This window comes from Microbacterium sp. NPDC057944 (assembly GCF_042887445.1).
GTDB classification, from domain to species: Bacteria; Actinomycetota; Actinomycetes; order Actinomycetales; family Microbacteriaceae; genus Microbacterium; species Microbacterium natoriense.
Genome location: NZ_JBHVPJ010000002.1, coordinates 1,171,140 through 1,190,433, shown reverse-complemented (window position 1 = coordinate 1,190,433; position 19,294 = coordinate 1,171,140). Strand labels below are relative to the sequence as shown.

The window sequence follows — 19,294 nt, the reverse complement described above, 5'->3', positions numbered from 1 at the left end:
ACCTCGACGGGTGCCGTGTCGGCGGTGGACCGTACGCTGGGGCGATGGTGAATCCCACGCGCGGCGTGCTCTATCCGGCGAGGCTGCCGCAGTTCCACCGGCTGCCTCCGACGGATGCCGCGCGCGAGCTCGTGGTGTGGTTCTGGGTCCCCGAGTGGGACGTCGAGCCGGGGCGGTCCTCACGGCAGGAGGTCGTCGGATACCCGGCCCTCAATCTCGTGGTCGAGCCCGACGCCGTCACCCTCTCCGGGGCGACGACGCGCTCCTCGCACCGCGACCTCCGCGGCACGAGCTGGGCGGTCGGAGCGATGCTGCGGCCGGCCGCGGTCGCGGCGCTCGTCGACGATCCGTCGTCCCTGGTCGACGGGGAGTGGATCCTCGACGAGCCGGAGCTGCGCGCCGCCGTCGTCGCGGCGATGTCGTCGGGGGAGGGGCATCGCGAGCGGGCGGTCGACGCGTTCTCCGCGTGGATCGCCGCGCACGTGGGGGAGCCGGGAGACGTGGCCCTGCAGGCGAACGCCCTCGTCGACGTGCTCCTGGGCGAGAGCGCGGCGACCTCGCCGGAGGAGGCGGCGACACGTCTCGCGGTGTCCGTGCGCACCCTGCAACGTCTCGCGCACCGCTACGTCGGACTCTCTCCCGCGGCGATGATCCGCCGGAGGAGGCTGCAGGACGCCGCCGAGCGACTGCGGGTCGACCCCGGTGCGGATCTGGCAGCACTCGCCGCCGAGCTCGGATACGCCGATCACGCGCACCTCACCCGTGACTTCCGCAGCGTGCTCGGGATCGCCCCGCGCACGTACCGGGCCGATGCGGCGGACTGATCAGGCGCGGGCGAGCCGCAGCCGCAGCATCCGGTATCCGACGCCGACGAGCACGACGCCCGTGCCGATGAGCGAGGCCACGACCGGCAGGGAGTTCACGAGGACGAGGCAGCCCAGCGCGCCGGCGACCTGCAGCCAGCGCGGATAGCGTCGAGCTGCGCCGTGCTGCCGGAACGCCGCGGCGTTCGCGATCAGGTAGTACAGGAGCACCCCGAACGAGGAGAAGCCGATCGCCCCGCGGAGGTCGGCGACGAGCACGATGACGATCACGACCGCCCCGACGACGATCTCCGCCCGCCGGGGGACGTGCCAGCGCTCGTCGACCGCCGACAGGAATCGCGGCAGGTCCGCCTCCCTGGCCATCGCGAGGGTCGTGCGCCCGATGCCGGTGAGGAGCGCGAGGAGCGCGCCGAGGGAGGCCGTCGCCGCGGCGACCCGCACGAGTGGCACCGCGCCGTCCCAGCCGGATCGGGAGACGATCTCAGCGAGCGGGGCGGCCGTCGTCGCGGCATCCGCTCCGAGCACCAGCAGCGTCACGACGGCGACCAGCGCGTAGACGAGCACGGCTCCGCCGAGGGCGAGCACGATGGCGCGGGGGATCGTGCGAGCCGGGTCGACGACCTCCTCGCCCATGGTCGCGATGCGCGCGTACCCTGCGAAGGCGAAGAACAGCAGCCCGGCGCCCTGCAGCACCCCGTAGGCGGTCGCGTCGGGGAGCGGAACCGGGGCGGCTGTCGGTGCGGACGAGAACCCGGCCGCGACGACGACCGCGAGGCCGAGCAGCGAGACGACGACGAGGATGCGGGTGACCAGGGCCGTCCGGGTGACGCCGAGGCAGTTCACCGCGCACAGGGCGCCGACGGCGAGGACGGCGACGGGCACCCGCCAGCCCTCCGGAGCCGCGTACGCCGCGAACGTCATCGCCATCGCCGCGCAGCTCGCGATCTTGCCGATCACGAAGCCCCAGCCGGCGACGAAGCCCCACCACGGACCGATCTCGGCGCGCGCGTACGCGTACGCGCCGCCGGCGACAGGGTGCGCGGCGGCGAGCTGGGCGGATGCCGTGGCGTTGCAGAACGCGACGAAGGCGGCGATCGCGAGCGCGATGAGCAGTCCGCCCCCGGCGGCCGCGGATGCCGGTCCCCACACCGAGAAGACACCGGCGCCGATCATCGACCCGAGGCCGATGGCGACGGCGTCGCGGAGGGTCAGGCGGCGGGCGAGGGGCACTCCGTCATCGTGCCACGGACCGGTGAACGATCGGTGTCCTCCTCGACGACGAGGGGGAGGGAGAGGACGGCGGGGGAGTCGCCGCCGAGCGCGAGCGTCTGCGTGCTCGGGACGAGTCGCGAGTGATCGCGCACGGGGTCGTCGGTGCCCGGGTTGCGCAGGTGCAGGGGGTGGGCGCCCGACGAGACCTGCACGCGCAGGCGATGCCCCGCGGCGAAACGGTGCGCGAGAGGGGCGAGGGGGAGTCGGATGCGCCGTGGCTCACCCGCCGCCGTCCCGGAGTCGGACTCCGGGGCGAGCCGGACGTAGCCGTCGGTGATCGCCAGCGAAGCGCCCTTCGCGTCGACCTCGCACAGCCGCACGAAGAGGTCGGCCCGCGGATTCGACGATGACAGCGTCAGCTCGATCGACGGCTCTCCGATCACGGTGAGCGGCTCGGCGAGGAGTTCGCCGGTGAAGACCAGCACATCGTCGCGGGCCTCGCGTCGACGCTGCTCGCGACGGCCGGCCCCGAACGGGTTGAGCGTGCGACCACCGGCGTCCGGAGTCGGATCGGACGGGTCGTAGCGGTACGACATCGTGGTCGGGACCCGGGTCGCGTCGGCGGCGGCGAGCCCGCCGTCTCCGGTCAGCTCGAGCCGCTGCGGTGTGCAGTGAGGGGGCCAGGAGGCGAGCTCGCGCCATCCGCCGCCCCCGCTGATCTCCACCCGGGCTCCCGTGGTCGTTCCCGTGCCCTCGAACTGTCGCAGCGCCTCGCGCACCCCGAGCACCGTGGTCTCCGGTGCACCGTGGATCCAGTCGCCCACGACGAGCCGAACGGGGACCCCGGCATCCGTCAGCGCCGCATGGTCGTGCAGCTGGCCGACGAGGAAGAGATCCTGCCACCCGGCCATCAGCGTGACCGGCGGCACCGTCTGCGGGTCCGAGGCGAAGTGCATCGGCTCCCACCACGGGTCGCCGGCGTCGCTGTGCTCGACCCAGTCGCGGAAGAACGGCGGGTCCTCGCCGAGAGCGACGCGGACCGCATCGCGCGGTGGCACGGTGAGCGCACCGCGTGCGAAGGCCCTCCGCGCGCGCAGCAGCGCCCAGAGGCGCGCGAGCAGGGGGCGCTCCTGGATGCCGAGGGCATAGGCCCAGGTGAGCGGCGTGTCGATCGAGAATCCGCCTCCGGGGTAGAGGATCGCGTCGTCGAAGCGTCGTGCCGAGACGGCGATGCCCATGGCGTCGGGGCGGAGGTCTCCATCGCAGTACGCCCACTGCGTCACGCCGAAGTAGCTGCCGCCCCAGGAGTGCACGCGCCCTCTCGACCAGGGCTGCGCGCGCAGCCACCGCATCGTGGACTGGCCGTCGGCGACCTCGTCGTGCAGGGGGGTGAAGCGGCCCCCGGAGCCGAAGGTGCCCCGGCAGCTCTGGACCACGACGTGGTGCCCGCGCTCGGCGATGAAGCGGGCGACCCCCGCGGCGCCGTCCCGGCCGTAGGGCGTGCGGATGAGCAGTGTCCGATCGCCGGCGCCGTCGGCCCACCAGTGGTCGGTGAGGAGCTCGACCCCGTAGTCGGCGACGACCGGGATGTCGATGTCGCGATGGACGTCGGGGTGCGTCGCCGGCGGCATGTCCGAGGCCGCGCGGAGGCGGCGGTACTCGCCGCGCGCCGCGCGCGGCATCCGCCCGTGACCGCTCATCGCACCGCCTTCACCCGGGTGACCGCGAACGCGGCGAGGAGCGCCATCGCGACGGCGCCGACATAGAGGGCCACGAAGTTCTCCCCTGTGGGGGAGCCGATGCGCGTCACGAAGAAACCGAACACGGGCACGAGGATACCGGGGAGCAGGTAGGCGAGCGCGACGATGCCGAGGTCCTTGCCCGCGTCCTCCGTCGACGGCAGGCACTCCGTCATCAGGGCGACGTCGGCCGCGATGTACGCGCCCTGCCCCGCGCCGACGATCGCGATACCGATGAGGAAGAACGCGATGTCCCCGAACGAGACGGCGAACACGAGACCCACCGCGCTGGTCAGCGCGCCGATCACGACCGTCGGCTTGCGCCGACCCGTGCGATCGGAGATCACGCCGAACACGAACGCCATCACGAGGTTCATGAGGGTGAAGGCGGCCGTCGCCTGGGTCTGCACGCCCGCGATCTCGGCGGGGTCGTCTATGCCGAAACGGCTGGAGATCGTGAGGTAGAGGTAGCTCGTGACAGACACGATCGAGGCGGTCATGAAGAAGCGGCAGACCCAGGCCCACGCGAAGTCCGGGTAACGACGCGGACTCAGCCAGAACGTCTCCCGCACGCCGCGCCAGTCCATCGGCGGGGCGGGAACGGTGCGGTGCAGGTCGCGCAGGGCGAAGAACAGCGCGATCGCGAGCACGGACGCGAGCCCGCCGGGGATCAGGAACATGCCGACCTGACCGGTGCCGGCGACCGCGCCGGCCAGCGCGACGCCGCCGAGGATGCCGATCGTCGTCGCGGCCCCGGTGACCGCCGACATGATCGCGCGGATCCGGCGGCGGATCTGATCGGCGAACAGGGTGTGCACGGTCATGGACACGGCGCCCCAGCCGATGAGAACGAGGACGACTCCGAGGCCCAGCAGGAACAGCGAGGTCGCGAAGGCCTGGACGATGTAGCCGACGGCCGCGACGAGCACGCCGTAGAGGATCCACGGGCGGCGGATGCCGAGCCGCGACATGGAGCGGTCGCTGAGGCGTCCGAAGATCGGGGTCGTGACGAGGATCGCCGCGCCGCCGACCGTCAGCACGATGCTGAGGTCGCCCGTCGCCTGGTCGGGATTCCACTCCTTCAGCAGCTGCGGCACGGCGACGCCGGCCACGCCCTGGGCGATGCCGGTCGCGAGCCAGGTGAGCACGAAGGCGATCCAGAACCAGAGGGTCTGGCGCTCGCCGGGGATGGCGTCCTCCGCGAGCGGGGGGACGGGAGGGGAGGGGAACACGGGGTCGACTGCGTGGGTGGACATCATCGTCTCCAGAGCGGGTGAGGGGTCGGGTCAGGTCGGGTCAGGGTCGGGCGGTGGTTGAGACGGAGAGCGGCGCGTAGGCGGCGGCGAGTTCGGCGGTGAGCGCATCGCGCCAGTCGCGTGCTCCCTGCCATCGGGTGACACCGGGGGAGCCGTGCACATGCCCCTCGCCGATGCGGAGCGTGACGGGGACCCCGGCGGCGCGCAGCGCCTCGGCGTAGGCGACGGCGCCGTCGCGGAGCGGGTCGAACTCCGCGACGAGGATCAGCGCAGGGGGCAGGCCCCGATGGTCGGCCGCTTCGAGGGGGGAGGCCTCGGCGAAGGGCACCCCGGCTCGGTAGACGTCGGCGAGGACCTCTGCGCCCTCCATCCCAGAGGCGCGGCGGTATCTCGTGAAGGAGCCGCCGGTCGGCCGCAGGGTGGCCGGCAGCACCTCGAGGGTCTGATGGTGCAGCGCGCGCCCTGCGTCCCGTTCGCGCAGCGCCGTCGACGCCGCGATCGTCGCTCCCGCCGAGTTGCCGCCGATGCCGAGCCGGGAGGGGTCGATGCCGAGTTCGTCGGCGCGGATGCGCAGATCGGCGAGCGCGGCGACCGCATCCTCCACCGCGGCGGGGAACGGATGCTCGGGCGCGAGACGGTACTCGAGGGAGACGAGCTGCACTCCCGAGCGGAGAGCGCGGTCGGCGCAGAGCCGTTCGTTGACGATCTCGTCGATGGTCCCGCCCACCCAGCCGCCGCCGTGCAGCCAGAGCATGGTCGGCAGGAGTCCGCTCGCGCTCTCCGGGCGGAACCGGCGTGCACGGAGAAGCCCGTCACCGCCGGCCACCATCGTCTCGTCGACGCGCACGCCGTCTCCGGCGGGCTCGGTGAACTCGAGCGCGAGCAGGTCGCTGAGCTCCCACGCGGCGAGGCGTCGCGCGGCGGGGTCGTCGGAGTCGAGGCCGGGGATCGCGGCGGAGAGCTCCTCGGCGCGACGGATCCACTCCCGGACGGCGGCCGCGAGCGGAGGGATGCCGTGCTCGGATCCGGTCATGCGCGCCCCCGATCATGCAGGGTGCGCAGCTCCCCGACGAGGATGCGGTGCGCGGCATCCGCGGCCGGCACGTACCCCGTGGACCCCAGGGATCCGTGGGTCTGTCCGATGAACCGGATCGCCGTCACCGGGACGTCGGCGGCGGAGAGCGCACGCGCGTAGGCCTCTCCGTCACCGCGGAGCGGATCCAGCTCGGAGGTCAGGATGAGCGCGGGCGGGAGACCCTCATGGCTGTCGGCGAGCAGCGGGGACGCGTACGGGTGCCGGGCCAGTGCGCGGTCGTCGCCGACGTACTGCCGCACGAGGGCCTGTCCGGCCGTGCGCACGATCACGCCCGGCATCCCCGCGCTGATGCCACGCATGTCCGCGTGGCCGATCGTGAGGTCGAGCGCGGGGTTCTCCAGCACCTGCATCGCGATCGGCCTGTTCTCGCGGTCGCGGTTCATGAGGGTCACGGCTGCCGCGAGGTCGCCGCCGGACGACGCGCCGCCCACCGCGAGACGTTCCCGCGACCCGCCCAGCTCCTCAGCGTGCGCGTACGCCCATTCGAAGGCGCTCCAGCACTGCTCGGGCTGCGCGGGGAAGCGCTGCTCCGGCGCGTGGGAGTAGTCCGCCGCCACGATGATGATCCCGGCATCCCGTGCACGCTGGCGGAACCGCGCGTCCCACGACACCCAGTCGATGCCGGCGATCGTGAAGCCCCCGCCGTAGAAGTACACGAGGATCGGCAGTCCCGCACCCCGCGGCGCGGGCACGGAGCCCGGCCAGTACACGCGCACCCGCACGTCGGGGTGCTCGTCCACGGAGACGGTGCTGTCCTCCGTCGCCACGGCGATCGGCTCGATCCCCAGCGCCGCGCTCACCGCCGTGTCGTTCTCCTGGGCGACCCGTCGGCGCCCGGAGGGATCGGCCGGTTCGGGCGCGAGCAGGGGAGCGATCCTCTTCTCGTACGCGGCGACGGCGCTGTCGAGCGTCGGTCTGCGGTAGCGGGGGCTTCTCGGCATCGGGCATCTCCTTCGACGGCTGCGGACTAGTCTGAGGAATCGAAGAACTTCGATGAAGTGCGGAGGCCGGAACATGCGCGCACGCCCTGGACGGGTCACGATCTACGACGTCGCCGAGCGGGCCGGGGTGAGCATCTCGACCGTGTCGCTCGCTGTCAGCGCCCCGCACCGGGTGCGTCCGGAGACCAGGGAGCGCATCGTCGCGGCCGCCACCGCCCTCGGCTATCGGATGACGGCCGGGCGCCGGGTGGGCGCCGCCCGGATCGCCGTCGCCGCGCCGTTCACGACCTATCCCTCGTATCTGCGCAGGCTGTCCGGCATGCTGCGGCGGGCCAGGGATGCCGCGGTCGACATCATCCCGTACGACCTCGACTCCGCGGCATCCGCCGACGAGCCGCTGCTCGACGTCCTGCCCACCCGCACCGACGTGTCGGGGCTCGTGGTGATGGGCGTGCCGCTCGGAGGTGCGGCGAGGCGTGCGAGTCGCGCGGCGCGCATCCCCGTCGTGTACGTCGACGTCGTCCCCACGCGCGCCGATGTGGGCGGACCCGTCGTGCTCGTGGACGACCGCGACGGAGGCGCGCAGATCGGCCGTCACCTCGCGGAGCTCGGCCATCGTCGGGTCCTGTTCGTGCACGAGCCGCAGCGGTCCGAGGCCTACGTCTCGGCGGGGATGCTGCGCATCGACGGCCTCGAAGAGCACGTGGCGGTGACCAGACTCGCCGTCTCCCACCCGGCGTCGATCGACGACCGCGTCTTCCGGGCGGCGCTCGCCGCCGATGCCACGGCGATCGTCGCGAACCACGACCAGTTCGCCGCCGCGATCCTGAGCGCGCAGCGTGCGCGGCCGGAGCACGACCGCCTGGCGGTGGTCGGCTACGACGACGGCGAGGTGGCCGCGGCGCTCGGGCTGACGACCGTGCGGCAGCCGTTCGAGGAGAGCGGGCGGACGGCGCTCGAGCTCGTGCTCGGGCTCGTCTCGGGCGCGACCGCGTCGCATGAGACGGTGCGGCTGGCTCCGACGCTGGTGGCCCGCGCCTCCACGCTGGTCCCTGCGGCGTCGGCGGCGGGCGAGGGCGTCAGGAACGCGCCGCGGTGACCCGCTTCTTCTCGCGGATGTAGACCTCGCGGCGGACCCTGGCGACGACGTCGCCCTCGCGGTCGGTGATGACGGTCTCGAACCACTCGAGCACCTTCGCGCCGCCCTTCGCCTTCTCGCGGATCTCCTCCGCGTGCTTCCTCGACACCTCGAACTCGGCGGTGAGCACCCCGCGACCCGGCTTGAGGAACTCGATCTCGCCGCGGGTGTCCCACACGACGTAGTCGCGGCCGAGCTGGTGCATCACGAGCATGAAGAAGTAGGGGTCGGTCATCGCCGACATCGACCCGCCGAACGCGGTCTTGACGTAGTTGCGGGTGAACACGTTCACGTGCAGCTCGACCGTGGCGTGCGTCCAGTCCTCGCTGAATCGGCGGATGCGGATGCCGCTGAAGAGGTTCGGGATCCACAGGCTCATGCCCAGTGCGAGACGGCGAGGAGTGATGCGCATGACGTCAGTCTGGACGAGGGTCCGAGTTGGCACAAAGCTCTCTGGAGGGTTGCCACAGTTGTTCTAGTTCTCCTAGAATTACTAGAACACGATAGAGGGAGGTGAGAGATGCTGCTCAGAGTCGATGCGGACAGCGCGCGGCCCCTGTACGACCAGGTCGCGGCATCGATCCGCGCCGACATCCTCTCCGGCGCCCTCGCCCCCGGTGATCGCCTGCCGCCGGCGCGCGATGTGGCGGGTGCGCTGGAGATCAATCAGCACACCGTGCTCCACGCCTACCAGCGGCTGCGCGATGAGGGCCTCATCGATCTCCGCCGTGGCCGGGGCGCCGTGATCGCCGCGTCCGCCGCCCCGCTCGCCGAACTCGCCCACGACATCGACGTCCTCGTGCGCAGGGCCGCCGCACTCGGCGTCTCCGCCGAGACGCTCGCCGGCATCGTGCACTCGCACCGTGGTGATCGCACCGATCACCGCACTCCCGACGAGAACCAGGAGGTCTCGCCATGACCACCCACGACCTGACCCGCACGCCCCCGACGCTGCTCCGGCGCGCGCGTCTGACGTTCTTCCTCGTCGCCGTGCTCGTTCCCGTCGTGCTGACCGCTGCGGCGGCCGTCGTGGTGATCGCGTGGCTGCCCTCGTTGCCCGACCCGGTCGTGACGCACTGGGGCGTCAGCGGCGCGGACGGGTTCGGCCCTCCGACGACGTACCTCTGGCTGCTGCTCGGGATCGGACTCGCGCTGCCCGTGCTCATGGCCGTGACGACGCTCTCCGCCGTCGGGGCGCACTGGGGCGGCGCCGCCAGGCTGATGGGTGCGCTCGCCGCAGGCATGGCCGCGTTCGCCGCCGGCATGAGCCTCGGATCGCTCGGAATGCAGCGCGGCCTCGCCGATGCGGCGAAGACGCCGGGCATCGGGGGAGTCATGGCGCTGTCCTTCGCCGCGCTGCTCGTCGTCGGCGCGGTCGCCTGGGCGGTTCAGCCCCGCGTGCGCGCCGAACAGGGCCGCACGCTCGAGCCCCGCCACGCCGTCCACGTCGCAGACGGGGAGCGGGTCGTGTGGCTCGGCACGGCCTCGATGCCGCGCGTCGCGCTCATCGCCGTCTCCGTGCTGCTGCTCGGCATCGCCGTACTCGCCGCGTTCATGCTCGGCACGGGTGTCGAAGGCGGGTGGGTGGTCGCGCTCTCCCTGGTCGTCATCGTGATCGCGATGGCCACAGCCACCGCCTTCCGCGTGCGGGTCACGCCGGAGGGTTTCTCCGCCAGGGCGCTTGTCGGCTGGCCGCGGATCAGCATCCCCCTCCGAGAGATCGAGTCGGCCCGCGCCGTCGACATCTCGCCCTTCGGCGAGTTCGGCGGCTGGGGCTGGCGCATCGCGGTGGACGGCAGGACGGGCATCGTCATGCGCCGCGGGGCGGCCATCGAGATCAGCCGACGCGACAAGCGGCCGTTCATCGTCACGATCGACGGCGCCGAGGAGGCCGCGGCGCTGCTGCAGGCCTACGTCGAACGAGGAGCCGCGACGCCGCGGGGTGACAGAACAGGGGACACGGCATCATGACCGACCGGATCGCACCTCGGGCTGGCCGCGTGCCGTGGGCTGCCGTCATCGCCTTCACCGTCCTGGCCTGTGCGCTGGCCTGGCTGGTGTGCCTGCCGCTGTGGCTCGGCGACGGACTCGCCGAGCCCCTCTCCGGAGTGCTGCTCCCGGTGATGATGCTCACCCCGACCATCGCCGCTCTCATCGTCGTGTTCGCGATGCGCGTGCCGCCGAGAGGCGGACGGCTGCGGTTCCTCGGCCTCTGGCCGCTGCGCCCGGCGAAGCGCGTCGTCTGGCTCATCGTGCTCGGCTGGCTCGCCCCGGCGATCATCGTGGCCCTCAGCATCCTGCTCTCCGCGGCGCTCGGCTTCGTCCAGCTCGACTTCGCGTTCTCCGGGTTCGCCGCGCAGCTCGAGAGCGCTCTGCCGCCGGGGACGCCACTGCCTCCGGTCGGGGTGGTCGTCGCCGCGCAGATCGCCATGATCCCCGTCGGCGCCATCCTGAACAGCGTCTTCGCGTTCGGCGAGGAGCTCGGCTGGCGCGGATGGCTGGTGCCCGCGCTCCGGCCGATGGGAACCTGGCCCGCGCTCCTTCTGAGCGGTGCGATCTGGGGTCTCTGGCACAGCCCGGTCATCCTGCTCGGCTACAACTTCGGCCGCACGGACGTCACCGGGGTCCTCTTCATGGTCGGGGGCTGCGTGGCCTGGGGCATCCTGCTCGGCTGGCTGCGGTTGCGCTCGGCCTCGGTCTGGCCCGCCGTCATCGCCCACGGCTCTCTCAACGCCGCTGCCGGACTCATCGTGCTCGTCGCGGCGACTCAGCCCGACATGGCGCTGGCCGGTCCGCTCGGCGTCGCTGGGTGGATCGTCGTCGCGGTGATCGTCGCGGTGCTCGCGCTCACGGGGCAGTTCCGCGTGCAGCCGGAGCTCGCCGCTCCCGCGCGTCCGGCCGAGGCCGCGGCGCCGCCGCTGCCGGACGCCCCTTGACCGGACTCGCGGCGCGGGGTTGGCTGAGGGCATGGACTCCACACCCTCGGCCTGGGCCGCTGCCGATGTCTTCCTCGCCGACACCCTGGTCGGTCATGATCCCGGCCTGGACGCGGCGCTGGACGCTCAGCACGCGGCGGGCCTCCCCGAGATCGAGGTCGCACCGGTCGGGGGCAAGCTGCTGAATCTGCTCGCACGCATGAGCGGCGCGAGGCGCGTGCTCGAGATCGGCACCCTCGGCGGGTACTCCACGATCTGGCTGGCGCGAGCGGTCGGCGCGGAGGGGCGCGTCGTGACGATCGAGGCCGAGGCGGACAACGCCGCCGTGGCCAGGGCAAGCATCGACGCCGCGGGGGTCGGCGAGCGCGTGGACATCCGCATCGGCAGGGGAGTCGACGTGCTGCCCACCCTCGTCGGCGGCTTCGACCTCGTGTTCATCGACGCCGACAAGGAGTCGAACACGATCTACCTCGACTGGGCCGCGAGACTCGGCCACCCCGGCACCGTGATCGTGCTCGACAACATCGGGCGCGAGGGCGAGATCGTCCGCGAGGACGCGACCGATCCGAAGGTCGTCGGGACGCGGGAGGGACTGCGGATGCTGGGGGAGGACCCCCGGTTCGACGCGACCGCGCTGCAGACGGTCGGCGTCAAGGGCTGGGACGGGGTGGCCATCGCTCTCGTGCGGTGACTTTCGGCACGGCTAGACTGGCCACGGATCGACGTCGCTCCACCACAAACCCCTTTTCTGAACAAGGAGCACTTCTGTGGCACTGATCGAGGCTGTAGGCGCACGCGAGATTCTCGACTCGCGCGGAAACCCGACCGTCGAGGTGGAGGTGCTCCTCGACGACGGCGTCGTCCAGCGGGCGGCTGTCCCCTCGGGCGCATCCACCGGCGCGTTCGAGGCGTACGAGCTCCGCGACGGCGACAAGTCCCGCTACGGGGGCAAGGGCGTCCTGAAGGCCGTCTCCGCCGTCATCGACGAGCTGGGCCCGGCCATCGAGGGCGTCGAGGCGAGCGAGCAGCGCATCGTCGACGAGATCCTCAACGAGACCGACGGCACCGAGAACAAGCAGCGCACCGGCGCGAACGCGATCCTCGGCGTGAGCCTCGCGGTCGCCAAGGCCGCGGCCGACTCCGCCGACCTGCCGCTGTTCCGCTACCTGGGCGGCCCGAACGCGCACGTGCTGCCCGTTCCGCTGTTCAACGTCATCAACGGCGGCGAGCACGCCGACAACGGCATCGACATGCAGGAGTTCTTCCTCGCCCCGATCGGCGCCGAGACCTACTCCGAGTCGCTGCGCTGGGGCGTCGAGACCTACCACGTGCTCCGCAGCGAGCTGAAGGCCGCTGGCTACGCGACCGGCCTCGGCGACGAGGGCGGCTTCGCCCCCGACCTCCCCAGCAACCGCGAGGGCCTCGAGTTCCTCATCAAGGCGATCGAGAAGGCCGGCTTCACCCCGGGCAAGGACATCGCCCTCGGCCTCGACGTGGCCGCCACGGAGTTCTTCTCCGACGGCGTGTACCGTCTCGACAACAAGGACTGGACCGGCCCCGAGCTGATCGAGTACTACCAGGGCCTGGTCAACGACTTCCCGATCGTCACGATCGAGGATGCTCTCGCCGAGGACGACTGGGACAACTGGAAGCTCCTCACCGACGCGCTCGGCTCGAAGGTGCAGCTGGTCGGCGACGACCTGTTCGTCACCAACCCGCAGCGCCTCGCCGACGGCATCAAGCGCGGCGTCGCCAACTCGCTGCTCGTCAAGGTGAACCAGATCGGCACCCTGACCGAGACGTTCGACGCGGTCAGCCTCGCGCAGCGCTCCGGCTACACGGCGATGCTCTCGCACCGCTCCGGCGAGACCGAGGACACCACGATCGCCGACCTCGCGGTCGCCACGAACGCCGGTCAGATCAAGACGGGTGCGCCTGCTCGTTCCGAGCGCGTCGCGAAGTACAATCAGCTTCTGCGTATCGAAGAGGAGCTCGGCGACGCCGCGGTCTTCGCGGGTCGCTCGGCGTTCCCGCGGTTCTCGGCCTGATCGGCTGACGCGCACGCACGATTGACCATGCCGCCCTGAGGCGGCAGACGAGAGGGGGAGCCTTGGCGAGACGTCCGGCTCCCCCTTCTCCGTCTCCGCGGCCGTCGACCTCCGCGCAGCGGACGGCACCAAGCCCTCGGAAGAAGCCCTCCGCGCGGACCTCCTCTTCGACAGGGGGCGCAGCGGGTCGCAGCGTCGACGTCAGGGAATGGGCCTCCGGCATCCGGCTGTCCGCCTTCTCGGTGATCATGCTCTCCCTGGTCGTCCTCGGCGCCTGGGTGCTCGTGCCGACTCTCGGCACCTTCATCGACCAGCGTCAGAAGATCGCCGCCCTGGAGTCGTCGATCCAGGTCTCGCAGGAGAAGATCTCCTCTCTCGAGGCGGAGCGCGATCGCTGGACCGACCCGGCCTACATCACCACGCAGGCCCGAGAGCGGCTGTACTACGTCAAGCCGGGCGAGATCGTGTACCTCATCGACAACGACCTCGACCCCGCGGCGCTGCCACAGGAGCAGAAGCCGGTGAGCGACACGCTCGAGGAGGATCCGGCCGACTGGATGCCGCAGATGCTGCGCACCCTGACGGCCGCCGGACTCAGCCAGACGGCCGTCCCCGCTCAGTGACGCGCCCGGAGCAGGTCGCTCCGAGCATCCTCCCGGCGGCCTCCCCTACGCTGGTGGGGTGACCACCCCGCCGTTCCCCGCACCCACGCCCGCCGAGCTCGCCGTGGTGTCCGCACAGCTGGGACGCCCCGCGCGCGGCGTCGTCGGCATCGCCGCCCGCTGCGCCTGCGGCAACCCGACCGTGGTCGCCACCACTCCGCGGCTGCCGGACGGCACCCCGTTCCCCACGTTCTACTATCTGACGCACCCCGCGGCGACGGCCGCGATGTCGACGCTCGAGGCCACGCAGGTGATGCCGGAGCTCGCCGCGCTCCTCTCCGAAGACGACGACATCGCCGCCGCGTATCTGACGGCGCACCAGGCGTATCTCGCCGATCGCGCGCAGTTCGGCGACGTGCCGGAGATCGACGGCATCTCCGCCGGCGGCATGCCCACGAGGGTCAAGTGCCTGCATGCGCTCGCGGGTCACGCTCTCGCGGCGGGCCCCGGCGTGAACCCCATCGGCGACGAGGCGCTCGCCCGCTCGACCTGGTCTCCGCAGAACTGCCGGTGCGACGACCCGGGGGCCGCCGTGCGCGAGGAACCCGTGGCATGAGCCGACGCCGGATGCTGCGCAGCGCCGTCGCGGTTGCGGTGATCGCGGCATCCGTCCTGCTCGCCGGAGCGGCGGCGACGCCCGCGCCCGTTCCCGACGACCCCTCGGATCCCGTACGGGCGACCGAGTACTGGCTCGACGGCGCACGCATCCGCGAGGCCTGGCAGACGACCCGCGGCTCCGGCGCGACGATCGCGGTGATCGACACCGGCATCGGCAAGGTCCCCGGCATCTTCGACGGCGCCGTCGCGGGCGGCACCGACGTGTCGGGCAGCGGGACCCCGGACGGACGGACCCCGATCGGCGCGATCGACGGCAACCACGGGTCCTGGGTCGCCTCCCTCGCCGCGGGGCGCGGAGCCCCTGACGGAAAGGGCATGATCGGCGTCGCGCCCGAGGCGAAGCTCCTCTCGATCTCCGTCGGCTTCGGCGCATCGGCATCCGTCCCGTTCACCGAGCAGGTCGCCAAGGCGATGCGCTGGGCGGTCGACAACGGGGCCGACGTGATCAACCTCTCGTTCACGACGAACACGCTGGACTGGGACCGGAGCTGGGACGACGCATTCCTCTACGCGTTCGAGCATGACGTGGTGGTGGTCGTCGCCGCGGGCAACCGGGGGAGCGGCACCAACATCATCGGCGCACCCGCGACCATCCCAGGGGTGCTGACGGTCGGCGGCGTCGACCAGACCGGCTCGGCGAGCGTCGAGGCGTCGACCCAGGGCATCACGATCGGCGTCGCCGCGCCCAGCGAGGGCCTGATCGGCATGTCGGCGGACGGCACGCTCGCCTCGTGGAGCGGCACCAGCGGCGCCGCTCCGATCGTCGCCGGCGTCGCCGCGCTCGTCCGATCCGCGCATCCCGACATGTCCGCGGCCAACGTCATCAACCGCATCATCAAGACGGCGGTTCCCGCTCCCGGCATGACGAAGGCTCCCGACCCCCTCTACGGATACGGACTCCTGAACGCCGAGGGCGCGGTCACCGCCGACGTCCCCTCCGTCACCGAGAACCCCATGGGCGACCTCGCCGGATGGGTCAAGCTGTTCCGTCGCGCGCAGACCCAGCCCGCCCCGGTTCCCACCTCCACGCCGGTCGCCGTGCCGCCTCTTCCGGCGGCGGATTCGCCGACGGAACCGGGTTCTCCGCTGCTTCCCAGCGCCGATTCACTGCGCTACGGTACCCTGCCGCTCGTCGCGCTCACAGTCCCTGGTATCCTGATAGCGCTTGGCGTCACCGCAGCTGCCCGGCGCATCCGATCGGCGCGCGCTCGCACGCCACATTCCTGACTCCGAGGAGTTGTCCCCCTGTGCCTCAGAACAGCACTGTGCCCAAGATTCTGATCGTCGGCGGCGGCTACGCAGGCTTCTACACGGCGTGGAAGCTGGAGAAGCACCTTCGCAAGGGCGAAGCCGACGTGACCATGGTCGACCCGCTGCCGTACATGACGTACCAGCCGTTCCTCCCCGAGGTCGCCGCGGGCTCGATCGAGGCACGCCACTCGGTCGTCGCGCACCGTCGTCACCTGAAGCGCACGAACGTCCTCACCGCCAAGGTGACGAACATCGACCACGCCAACAAGGTCGCCACGATCACCCCGCCGCTCGGCGAGCCGTACGAGTTCGCGTACGACCAGATCGTCGTCACCGCGGGCGCCGTGTCGCGCACGTTCCCGATCCCCGGCATCGCCGACAACGCGATCGGCCTCAAGACGATCGAAGAGGCCGTCGCGATCCGCGACCGCGTGATGTCCAACTTCGACAAGGCCGCGTCGCTGCCCGCAGGGCCCGAGCGCGACCGTCTCCTCACGGTCGTCGTCGTCGGCGGCGGCTTCGCCGGCATCGAGGTGTTCGCAGAGCTCCGTTCGCTGGCCTCGTCTCTGGTGGGCAAGTACCCGCAGCTGAGCTTCGACGACACGCACTTCCACCTCATCGAGGCGATGGGTCGCATCATGCCCGAGGTCTCGCTGCAGACGAGCGAGTGGGTGCTCAAGGACCTCGCCAAGCGCGGTGCCAACGTGCACCTCGACACGCAGCTCACGAGCGCGATCGACGGCAACGTCGAGCTCTCGACGGGCGAGGTCATCCCGACCGACGTCATCGTCTGGACCGCCGGCGTCATGGCCAACCCGACCGTCGTGCGCGGCGGAGACCTTCCCGTCGAGGAGCGCGGTCGCATCCAGACCCGCGCCGACCTGCGCGTCGGAACCCCGGAGGCCTTCGTCGAAGGCGCCTGGGCCGCCGGTGACGTCTCGGCCGTTCCCGACCTGTCCGGTGGTGGCGTCGGCGGCTTCTGCGTGCCGAACGCCCAGCACGCCGTGCGCCAGGCCAAGCTCCTCGCGAAGAACCTCGTCGCCGTGCTGCGCGGAGAGGACCCGAAGGAGTACTTCCACAAGAACCTGGGCGCCGTCGCCGGCCTCGGTCTCTACAACGGCGTCTTCCAGTCCGGCAAGCTCGCCCTCAAGGGCTTCGTGGCGTGGGTCGCGCACCGCGGCTACCACGGTCTCGCGATGCCCACGTGGGAGCGCAAGTGGCGGGTCCTCTGGGGCTGGTGGAACAACCTGTGGCTGGGTCGTGACCTCGTGAACCTCGAGACGGTCCAGAACCCGCGCTACGTCTTCGAGGAGTTCGCCGCTCGTCCGCGTCCGGCGGCTGATGCAGCCGCTCCGGCCGCCGCGAAGACTGCGCCGGCCGCCAAGGCATCCGCAGCAGACAAGGCCGCTGCAGACAAGGCCGAGGTCGCCGAGAAGGCTCCGGCGAAGAAGGCCGCTGCGAAGAAGCCCGCCGCCGAGAAGGTCGCCGCCAAGTAGTCCGCCTCGTCTCGCAACGAAAGTCCCTTCCCGCTCGGGGAGGGCCTTTCGCGTTCGTGCGTGCCTCGGAGGAGACGCATAACTCCGCCGGATAGTCTCGGGAGAGCAAGGGGAGTACTCCCGTCTGCGGCGCAGTCGTCACTACGGACATGTCATCGTGTCCCGGCCCGCCGGCCCGTGAGGGTGGAGGAGACCTTGGCGTCCGCCTGGCGGACCGCCGTGGTACCCCCTGCCGTCGTCCCGACGTGGTGGCTCCCCGCCGGTCCGCTTCGCTCCACGAAGGGATCACCATGGGAAAGCTCTCCCGTCTCCTCGGCCTGGCCACGGAGGCCCTCGACAAGACCACCGGTTCGACACGCGGTGAATACGGCGGTGCGTCCCGCTCGACCGAGTGGGGCGACCTGGGGCGTCGGGCCGCCGACGTCGTGCGAGGGTCGTCCGAGCCCTCCTCCCATCGGCCCGCACCCCAGGAGGCGCGTCCAGCGTCCGCCGACCGGTACTCGCCCCCGCCGGCCGGCGCGCCGACGACCTCCGGGCGGGCGCGTTCTGCGGCCTCGGTCTCCGAGTCGGATCGAGCGGCGATCGCCCGCTACGACTACCTTCTCCGCACGGCCGACCCCGAGCAGGTCGAGAGGATCCACCGCGACGCCTTCGCGCGGCTGACCCCGCAGCAGCGCGAGCATGTCGCCGCGCGGATGCGCGAGGAGCTCCCGCCGGGCGAGCGTCCGCGCTCCTCCTCGTCGGAGGATCTGTCGCGCGCTGCCGGCCGCGCGGAGGCCATGAACCCCGGCCGCATGCGCGGGCTCCTCTCGCGTGTCCGCGGTGGGGGCGCCGGGGGCGCGGCGCTCGCGGGAGGCGCTGCGGTCGGCGTGCTCGGGGTGGTCGCCGGTGGCGCCGTGCTCAGCACCGTCGCGGCTCCGCTCCTGGACCAGGCGGCGGGCTTCGGCGTCGACTTCGAGTCGCTCGCCGCCGGTCTGGACGTCGAGGCGCTCGTGGGCGGGTTCGATGTCGAGTCGCTCACGGGCGGCGCGGAGGACGTCGCAGGCTCGGTCGGGGACATGGTATCCGGTCTCGGTGAGACGGCCTCGGGGTGGGGAGAGCAGCTGGGGAACCTCGGCATCCCGGGTATCGGCGACCTGTTCGGCAGATGAACGCCCGAACGGATGACTCCGCCGAGCCTTCTCCGATATCCGCACAGCCCCTGACAGAGACGAGCCCTTGATGAGCCCCGCCGCTGCCGTCGCGACAGCCGCCGAACACGGTTTCACCGGACTGACCGGTTTCGCCGCCGATGTCCTTACCGCCCTCGGAGACGTCGGGGTGGGGGTGCTGGTGTTCGTGGAGGTGCTGATCCCTCCCATCCCGAGCGAGGTGATCCTGCCGTTTGCGGGATACCTGAGCCAGAGCGGCGAACTGCACCTCGGCTGGCTCATCTTCTGGAGCACGCTCGCGTCGTGGATCGGCGCTCTGCTGCTCTATGGACTCGGACGCGCGATCGGGATGGAGCGTGCCGTGCGATTCCTCGCGGCGACGCGACTGGTCAGCAGATCCGACCTCGACCGCGGCGTGCACTGGTTCGCGCGCAGCGGCGGGTGGACGGTCCTGGTCGGCCGGATGGTCCCCGGCATCCGGAGCCTGATCTCGATACCGGCCGGTGCCTCGCGCATGGGGCTGGTGCGCTTCAGCGTGTACACGATCGTCGGCAGCGGCCTCTGGAATGCGATGCTCATCGGCGTCGGAGCCGCCCTCGGCACGCAGCACGAGAAGCTCGAGAGCTACCTCGGATACCTCGACTACGTCGTGTACGCCGCGATCGCCGTGGCGCTCATCGTGCTGGTCCTCCGCAGGGTCCGGGAGTCGAGAGCCCAGACCGCGGCGTTCGCCGATGCTGCCGTGCTCGACGCTGCGAGGGAGCGAGAGTACCCCCGGTCGGACTCGAACCGACACTGAAGCGATTGCGTCCGGCGGCCGATGCAGCCGCCGCGAAGGCTCCGGTCGCGACGGCCGAGCCCAAGAAGACCGAAGACAAGAAGGCCGAGCCCGCCGCAGTGAAGTAGGCGCGAGCGGACGAACGCCC

At 71.7% G+C, this 19,294-nt stretch carries 19 protein-coding genes; 13 read left to right on the top strand and 6 right to left on the bottom strand.

What is annotated here, in order from left to right:
* Positions 1–44 precede the first annotated feature (44 nt).
* Positions 45–824: a helix-turn-helix domain-containing protein gene (locus ACFVRO_RS15145; protein ID WP_386953734.1), complete on the top strand. Its 780-nt coding sequence runs from the start codon at positions 45–47 to the stop codon at positions 822–824.
* Here ACFVRO_RS15145 and ACFVRO_RS15140 read toward each other — a convergent pair whose 3' ends face one another.
* Genes ACFVRO_RS15140 through ACFVRO_RS15120 form a run of 5 tightly spaced genes read right to left on the bottom strand, consistent with a single transcriptional unit; the run spans position 825 to position 7,068 of the window.
* A complete protein-coding gene (locus tag ACFVRO_RS15140; protein WP_386953731.1) occupies positions 825–2,054 on the bottom strand; it encodes an APC family permease in 1,230 nt (409 codons plus the stop codon).
* On the bottom strand, positions 2,033–3,736 hold the full coding sequence (locus ACFVRO_RS15135) for a CocE/NonD family hydrolase (RefSeq protein WP_386953728.1): 1,704 nt from the start codon (positions 3,734–3,736) through the stop codon (positions 2,033–2,035). Before ACFVRO_RS15135 ends, ACFVRO_RS15140 begins: the two co-directional genes overlap by 22 nt.
* Complete coding sequence (locus ACFVRO_RS15130) at positions 3,733–5,031, bottom strand: MFS transporter (RefSeq protein ID WP_386953726.1); 1,299 nt, start codon at positions 5,029–5,031, stop codon at positions 3,733–3,735. The genes ACFVRO_RS15135 and ACFVRO_RS15130 overlap by 4 nt, the downstream gene beginning before the upstream one ends.
* Before the next feature lie 40 nt (positions 5,032–5,071).
* Entirely contained in the window at positions 5,072–6,064 is a 993-nt protein-coding gene (locus ACFVRO_RS15125) for an alpha/beta hydrolase (RefSeq protein WP_386953724.1), read from the bottom strand.
* The gene (locus ACFVRO_RS15120) at positions 6,061–7,068 is read right to left on the bottom strand and encodes an alpha/beta hydrolase (RefSeq protein ID WP_386953721.1); all 1,008 of its coding nucleotides are present in this window, start codon (positions 7,066–7,068) and stop codon (positions 6,061–6,063) included. Before ACFVRO_RS15120 ends, ACFVRO_RS15125 begins: the two co-directional genes overlap by 4 nt.
* 73 nt (positions 7,069–7,141) lie before the next feature.
* Between ACFVRO_RS15120 and ACFVRO_RS15115 the strand changes: the two genes are divergently transcribed.
* Complete coding sequence (locus ACFVRO_RS15115) at positions 7,142–8,167, top strand: LacI family DNA-binding transcriptional regulator (RefSeq protein ID WP_386953718.1); 1,026 nt, start codon at positions 7,142–7,144, stop codon at positions 8,165–8,167.
* On the opposite strand, the gene ACFVRO_RS15110 is transcribed toward ACFVRO_RS15115, so the two are convergent.
* On the bottom strand, positions 8,148–8,618 hold the full coding sequence (locus tag ACFVRO_RS15110) for a PaaI family thioesterase (RefSeq protein ID WP_386953715.1): 471 nt from the start codon (positions 8,616–8,618) through the stop codon (positions 8,148–8,150). The genes ACFVRO_RS15115 and ACFVRO_RS15110 overlap by 20 nt on opposite strands.
* A 108-nt stretch (positions 8,619–8,726) precedes the next feature.
* Between ACFVRO_RS15110 and ACFVRO_RS15105 the strand changes: the two genes are divergently transcribed.
* The 11 genes from ACFVRO_RS15105 to ACFVRO_RS15055 all read left to right on the top strand — a co-directional run bounded on the left by ACFVRO_RS15105 (position 8,727) and on the right by ACFVRO_RS15055 (position 19,167).
* Positions 8,727–9,125: a GntR family transcriptional regulator gene (locus ACFVRO_RS15105; RefSeq protein ID WP_386953713.1), complete on the top strand. Its 399-nt coding sequence runs from the start codon at positions 8,727–8,729 to the stop codon at positions 9,123–9,125.
* The gene (locus tag ACFVRO_RS15100) at positions 9,122–10,177 is read left to right on the top strand and encodes a DUF1648 domain-containing protein (protein ID WP_386953711.1); all 1,056 of its coding nucleotides are present in this window, start codon (positions 9,122–9,124) and stop codon (positions 10,175–10,177) included. Before ACFVRO_RS15105 ends, ACFVRO_RS15100 begins: the two co-directional genes overlap by 4 nt.
* Positions 10,174–11,142, top strand: a complete 969-nt coding sequence (locus tag ACFVRO_RS15095) for a CPBP family intramembrane glutamic endopeptidase (protein WP_386953708.1) — start codon at positions 10,174–10,176, stop codon at positions 11,140–11,142. Before ACFVRO_RS15100 ends, ACFVRO_RS15095 begins: the two co-directional genes overlap by 4 nt.
* 31 nt (positions 11,143–11,173) lie before the next feature.
* Positions 11,174–11,833 carry an O-methyltransferase gene (locus ACFVRO_RS15090; protein ID WP_386953706.1) on the top strand — a complete coding sequence of 220 codons (660 nt, stop codon included), beginning with the start codon at positions 11,174–11,176 and terminating at the stop codon, positions 11,831–11,833.
* A 76-nt stretch (positions 11,834–11,909) separates the two neighbouring features.
* Positions 11,910–13,190 carry a phosphopyruvate hydratase gene (gene eno / locus ACFVRO_RS15085; RefSeq protein WP_105672602.1) on the top strand — a complete coding sequence of 427 codons (1,281 nt, stop codon included), beginning with the start codon at positions 11,910–11,912 and terminating at the stop codon, positions 13,188–13,190.
* Between the two features lie 248 nt (positions 13,191–13,438).
* On the top strand, positions 13,439–13,813 hold the full coding sequence (locus tag ACFVRO_RS15080; protein ID WP_341942587.1) for a septum formation initiator family protein: 375 nt from the start codon (positions 13,439–13,441) through the stop codon (positions 13,811–13,813).
* Positions 13,814–13,871: 58 nt separating this feature from the next.
* Positions 13,872–14,408: a DUF501 domain-containing protein gene (locus tag ACFVRO_RS15075; protein ID WP_386953703.1), complete on the top strand. Its 537-nt coding sequence runs from the start codon at positions 13,872–13,874 to the stop codon at positions 14,406–14,408.
* Complete coding sequence (locus ACFVRO_RS15070; RefSeq protein WP_386953700.1) at positions 14,405–15,697, top strand: S8 family serine peptidase; 1,293 nt, start codon at positions 14,405–14,407, stop codon at positions 15,695–15,697. Before ACFVRO_RS15075 ends, ACFVRO_RS15070 begins: the two co-directional genes overlap by 4 nt.
* A gap of 38 nt (positions 15,698–15,735) precedes the next feature.
* On the top strand, positions 15,736–17,217 hold the full coding sequence (locus ACFVRO_RS15065) for an NAD(P)/FAD-dependent oxidoreductase (protein ID WP_386953697.1): 1,482 nt from the start codon (positions 15,736–15,738) through the stop codon (positions 17,215–17,217).
* A 290-nt stretch (positions 17,218–17,507) separates the two neighbouring features.
* The gene (locus tag ACFVRO_RS15060; RefSeq protein WP_386953694.1) at positions 17,508–18,368 is read left to right on the top strand and encodes a cation-transporting ATPase; all 861 of its coding nucleotides are present in this window, start codon (positions 17,508–17,510) and stop codon (positions 18,366–18,368) included.
* Between the two features lie 70 nt (positions 18,369–18,438).
* Positions 18,439–19,167 carry a DedA family protein gene (locus ACFVRO_RS15055; protein ID WP_386953691.1) on the top strand — a complete coding sequence of 243 codons (729 nt, stop codon included), beginning with the start codon at positions 18,439–18,441 and terminating at the stop codon, positions 19,165–19,167.
* Positions 19,168–19,294 lie beyond the last annotated feature (127 nt).

What these genes read in the sequence shown, in the direction of transcription:
- ACFVRO_RS15060 (WP_386953694.1), top strand. Translation starts at nt 17,508, where the DNA reads ATGGGAAAGCTCTCCCGTCTCCTCGGCCTGGCCACGGAGGCCCTCGAC.
- ACFVRO_RS15095 (WP_386953708.1), top strand. Translation starts at nt 10,174, where the DNA reads ATGACCGACCGGATCGCACCTCGGGCTGGCCGCGTGCCGTGGGCTGCC.
- ACFVRO_RS15125 (WP_386953724.1), bottom strand. Translation starts at nt 6,064, where the DNA reads ATGACCGGATCCGAGCACGGCATCCCTCCGCTCGCGGCCGCCGTCCGG.
- ACFVRO_RS15130 (WP_386953726.1), bottom strand. Translation starts at nt 5,031, where the DNA reads ATGTCCACCCACGCAGTCGACCCCGTGTTCCCCTCCCCTCCCGTCCCC.
- ACFVRO_RS15135 (WP_386953728.1), bottom strand. Translation starts at nt 3,736, where the DNA reads ATGAGCGGTCACGGGCGGATGCCGCGCGCGGCGCGCGGCGAGTACCGC.
- ACFVRO_RS15080 (WP_341942587.1), top strand. Translation starts at nt 13,439, where the DNA reads ATGCTCTCCCTGGTCGTCCTCGGCGCCTGGGTGCTCGTGCCGACTCTC.
- ACFVRO_RS15120 (WP_386953721.1), bottom strand. Translation starts at nt 7,068, where the DNA reads ATGCCGAGAAGCCCCCGCTACCGCAGACCGACGCTCGACAGCGCCGTC.
- ACFVRO_RS15105 (WP_386953713.1), top strand. Translation starts at nt 8,727, where the DNA reads ATGCTGCTCAGAGTCGATGCGGACAGCGCGCGGCCCCTGTACGACCAG.
- ACFVRO_RS15110 (WP_386953715.1), bottom strand. Translation starts at nt 8,618, where the DNA reads ATGCGCATCACTCCTCGCCGTCTCGCACTGGGCATGAGCCTGTGGATC.
- ACFVRO_RS15055 (WP_386953691.1), top strand. Translation starts at nt 18,439, where the DNA reads ATGAGCCCCGCCGCTGCCGTCGCGACAGCCGCCGAACACGGTTTCACC.
- ACFVRO_RS15100 (WP_386953711.1), top strand. Translation starts at nt 9,122, where the DNA reads ATGACCACCCACGACCTGACCCGCACGCCCCCGACGCTGCTCCGGCGC.
- ACFVRO_RS15115 (WP_386953718.1), top strand. Translation starts at nt 7,142, where the DNA reads ATGCGCGCACGCCCTGGACGGGTCACGATCTACGACGTCGCCGAGCGG.
- ACFVRO_RS15145 (WP_386953734.1), top strand. Translation starts at nt 45, where the DNA reads ATGGTGAATCCCACGCGCGGCGTGCTCTATCCGGCGAGGCTGCCGCAG.
- ACFVRO_RS15070 (WP_386953700.1), top strand. Translation starts at nt 14,405, where the DNA reads ATGAGCCGACGCCGGATGCTGCGCAGCGCCGTCGCGGTTGCGGTGATC.
- ACFVRO_RS15090 (WP_386953706.1), top strand. Translation starts at nt 11,174, where the DNA reads ATGGACTCCACACCCTCGGCCTGGGCCGCTGCCGATGTCTTCCTCGCC.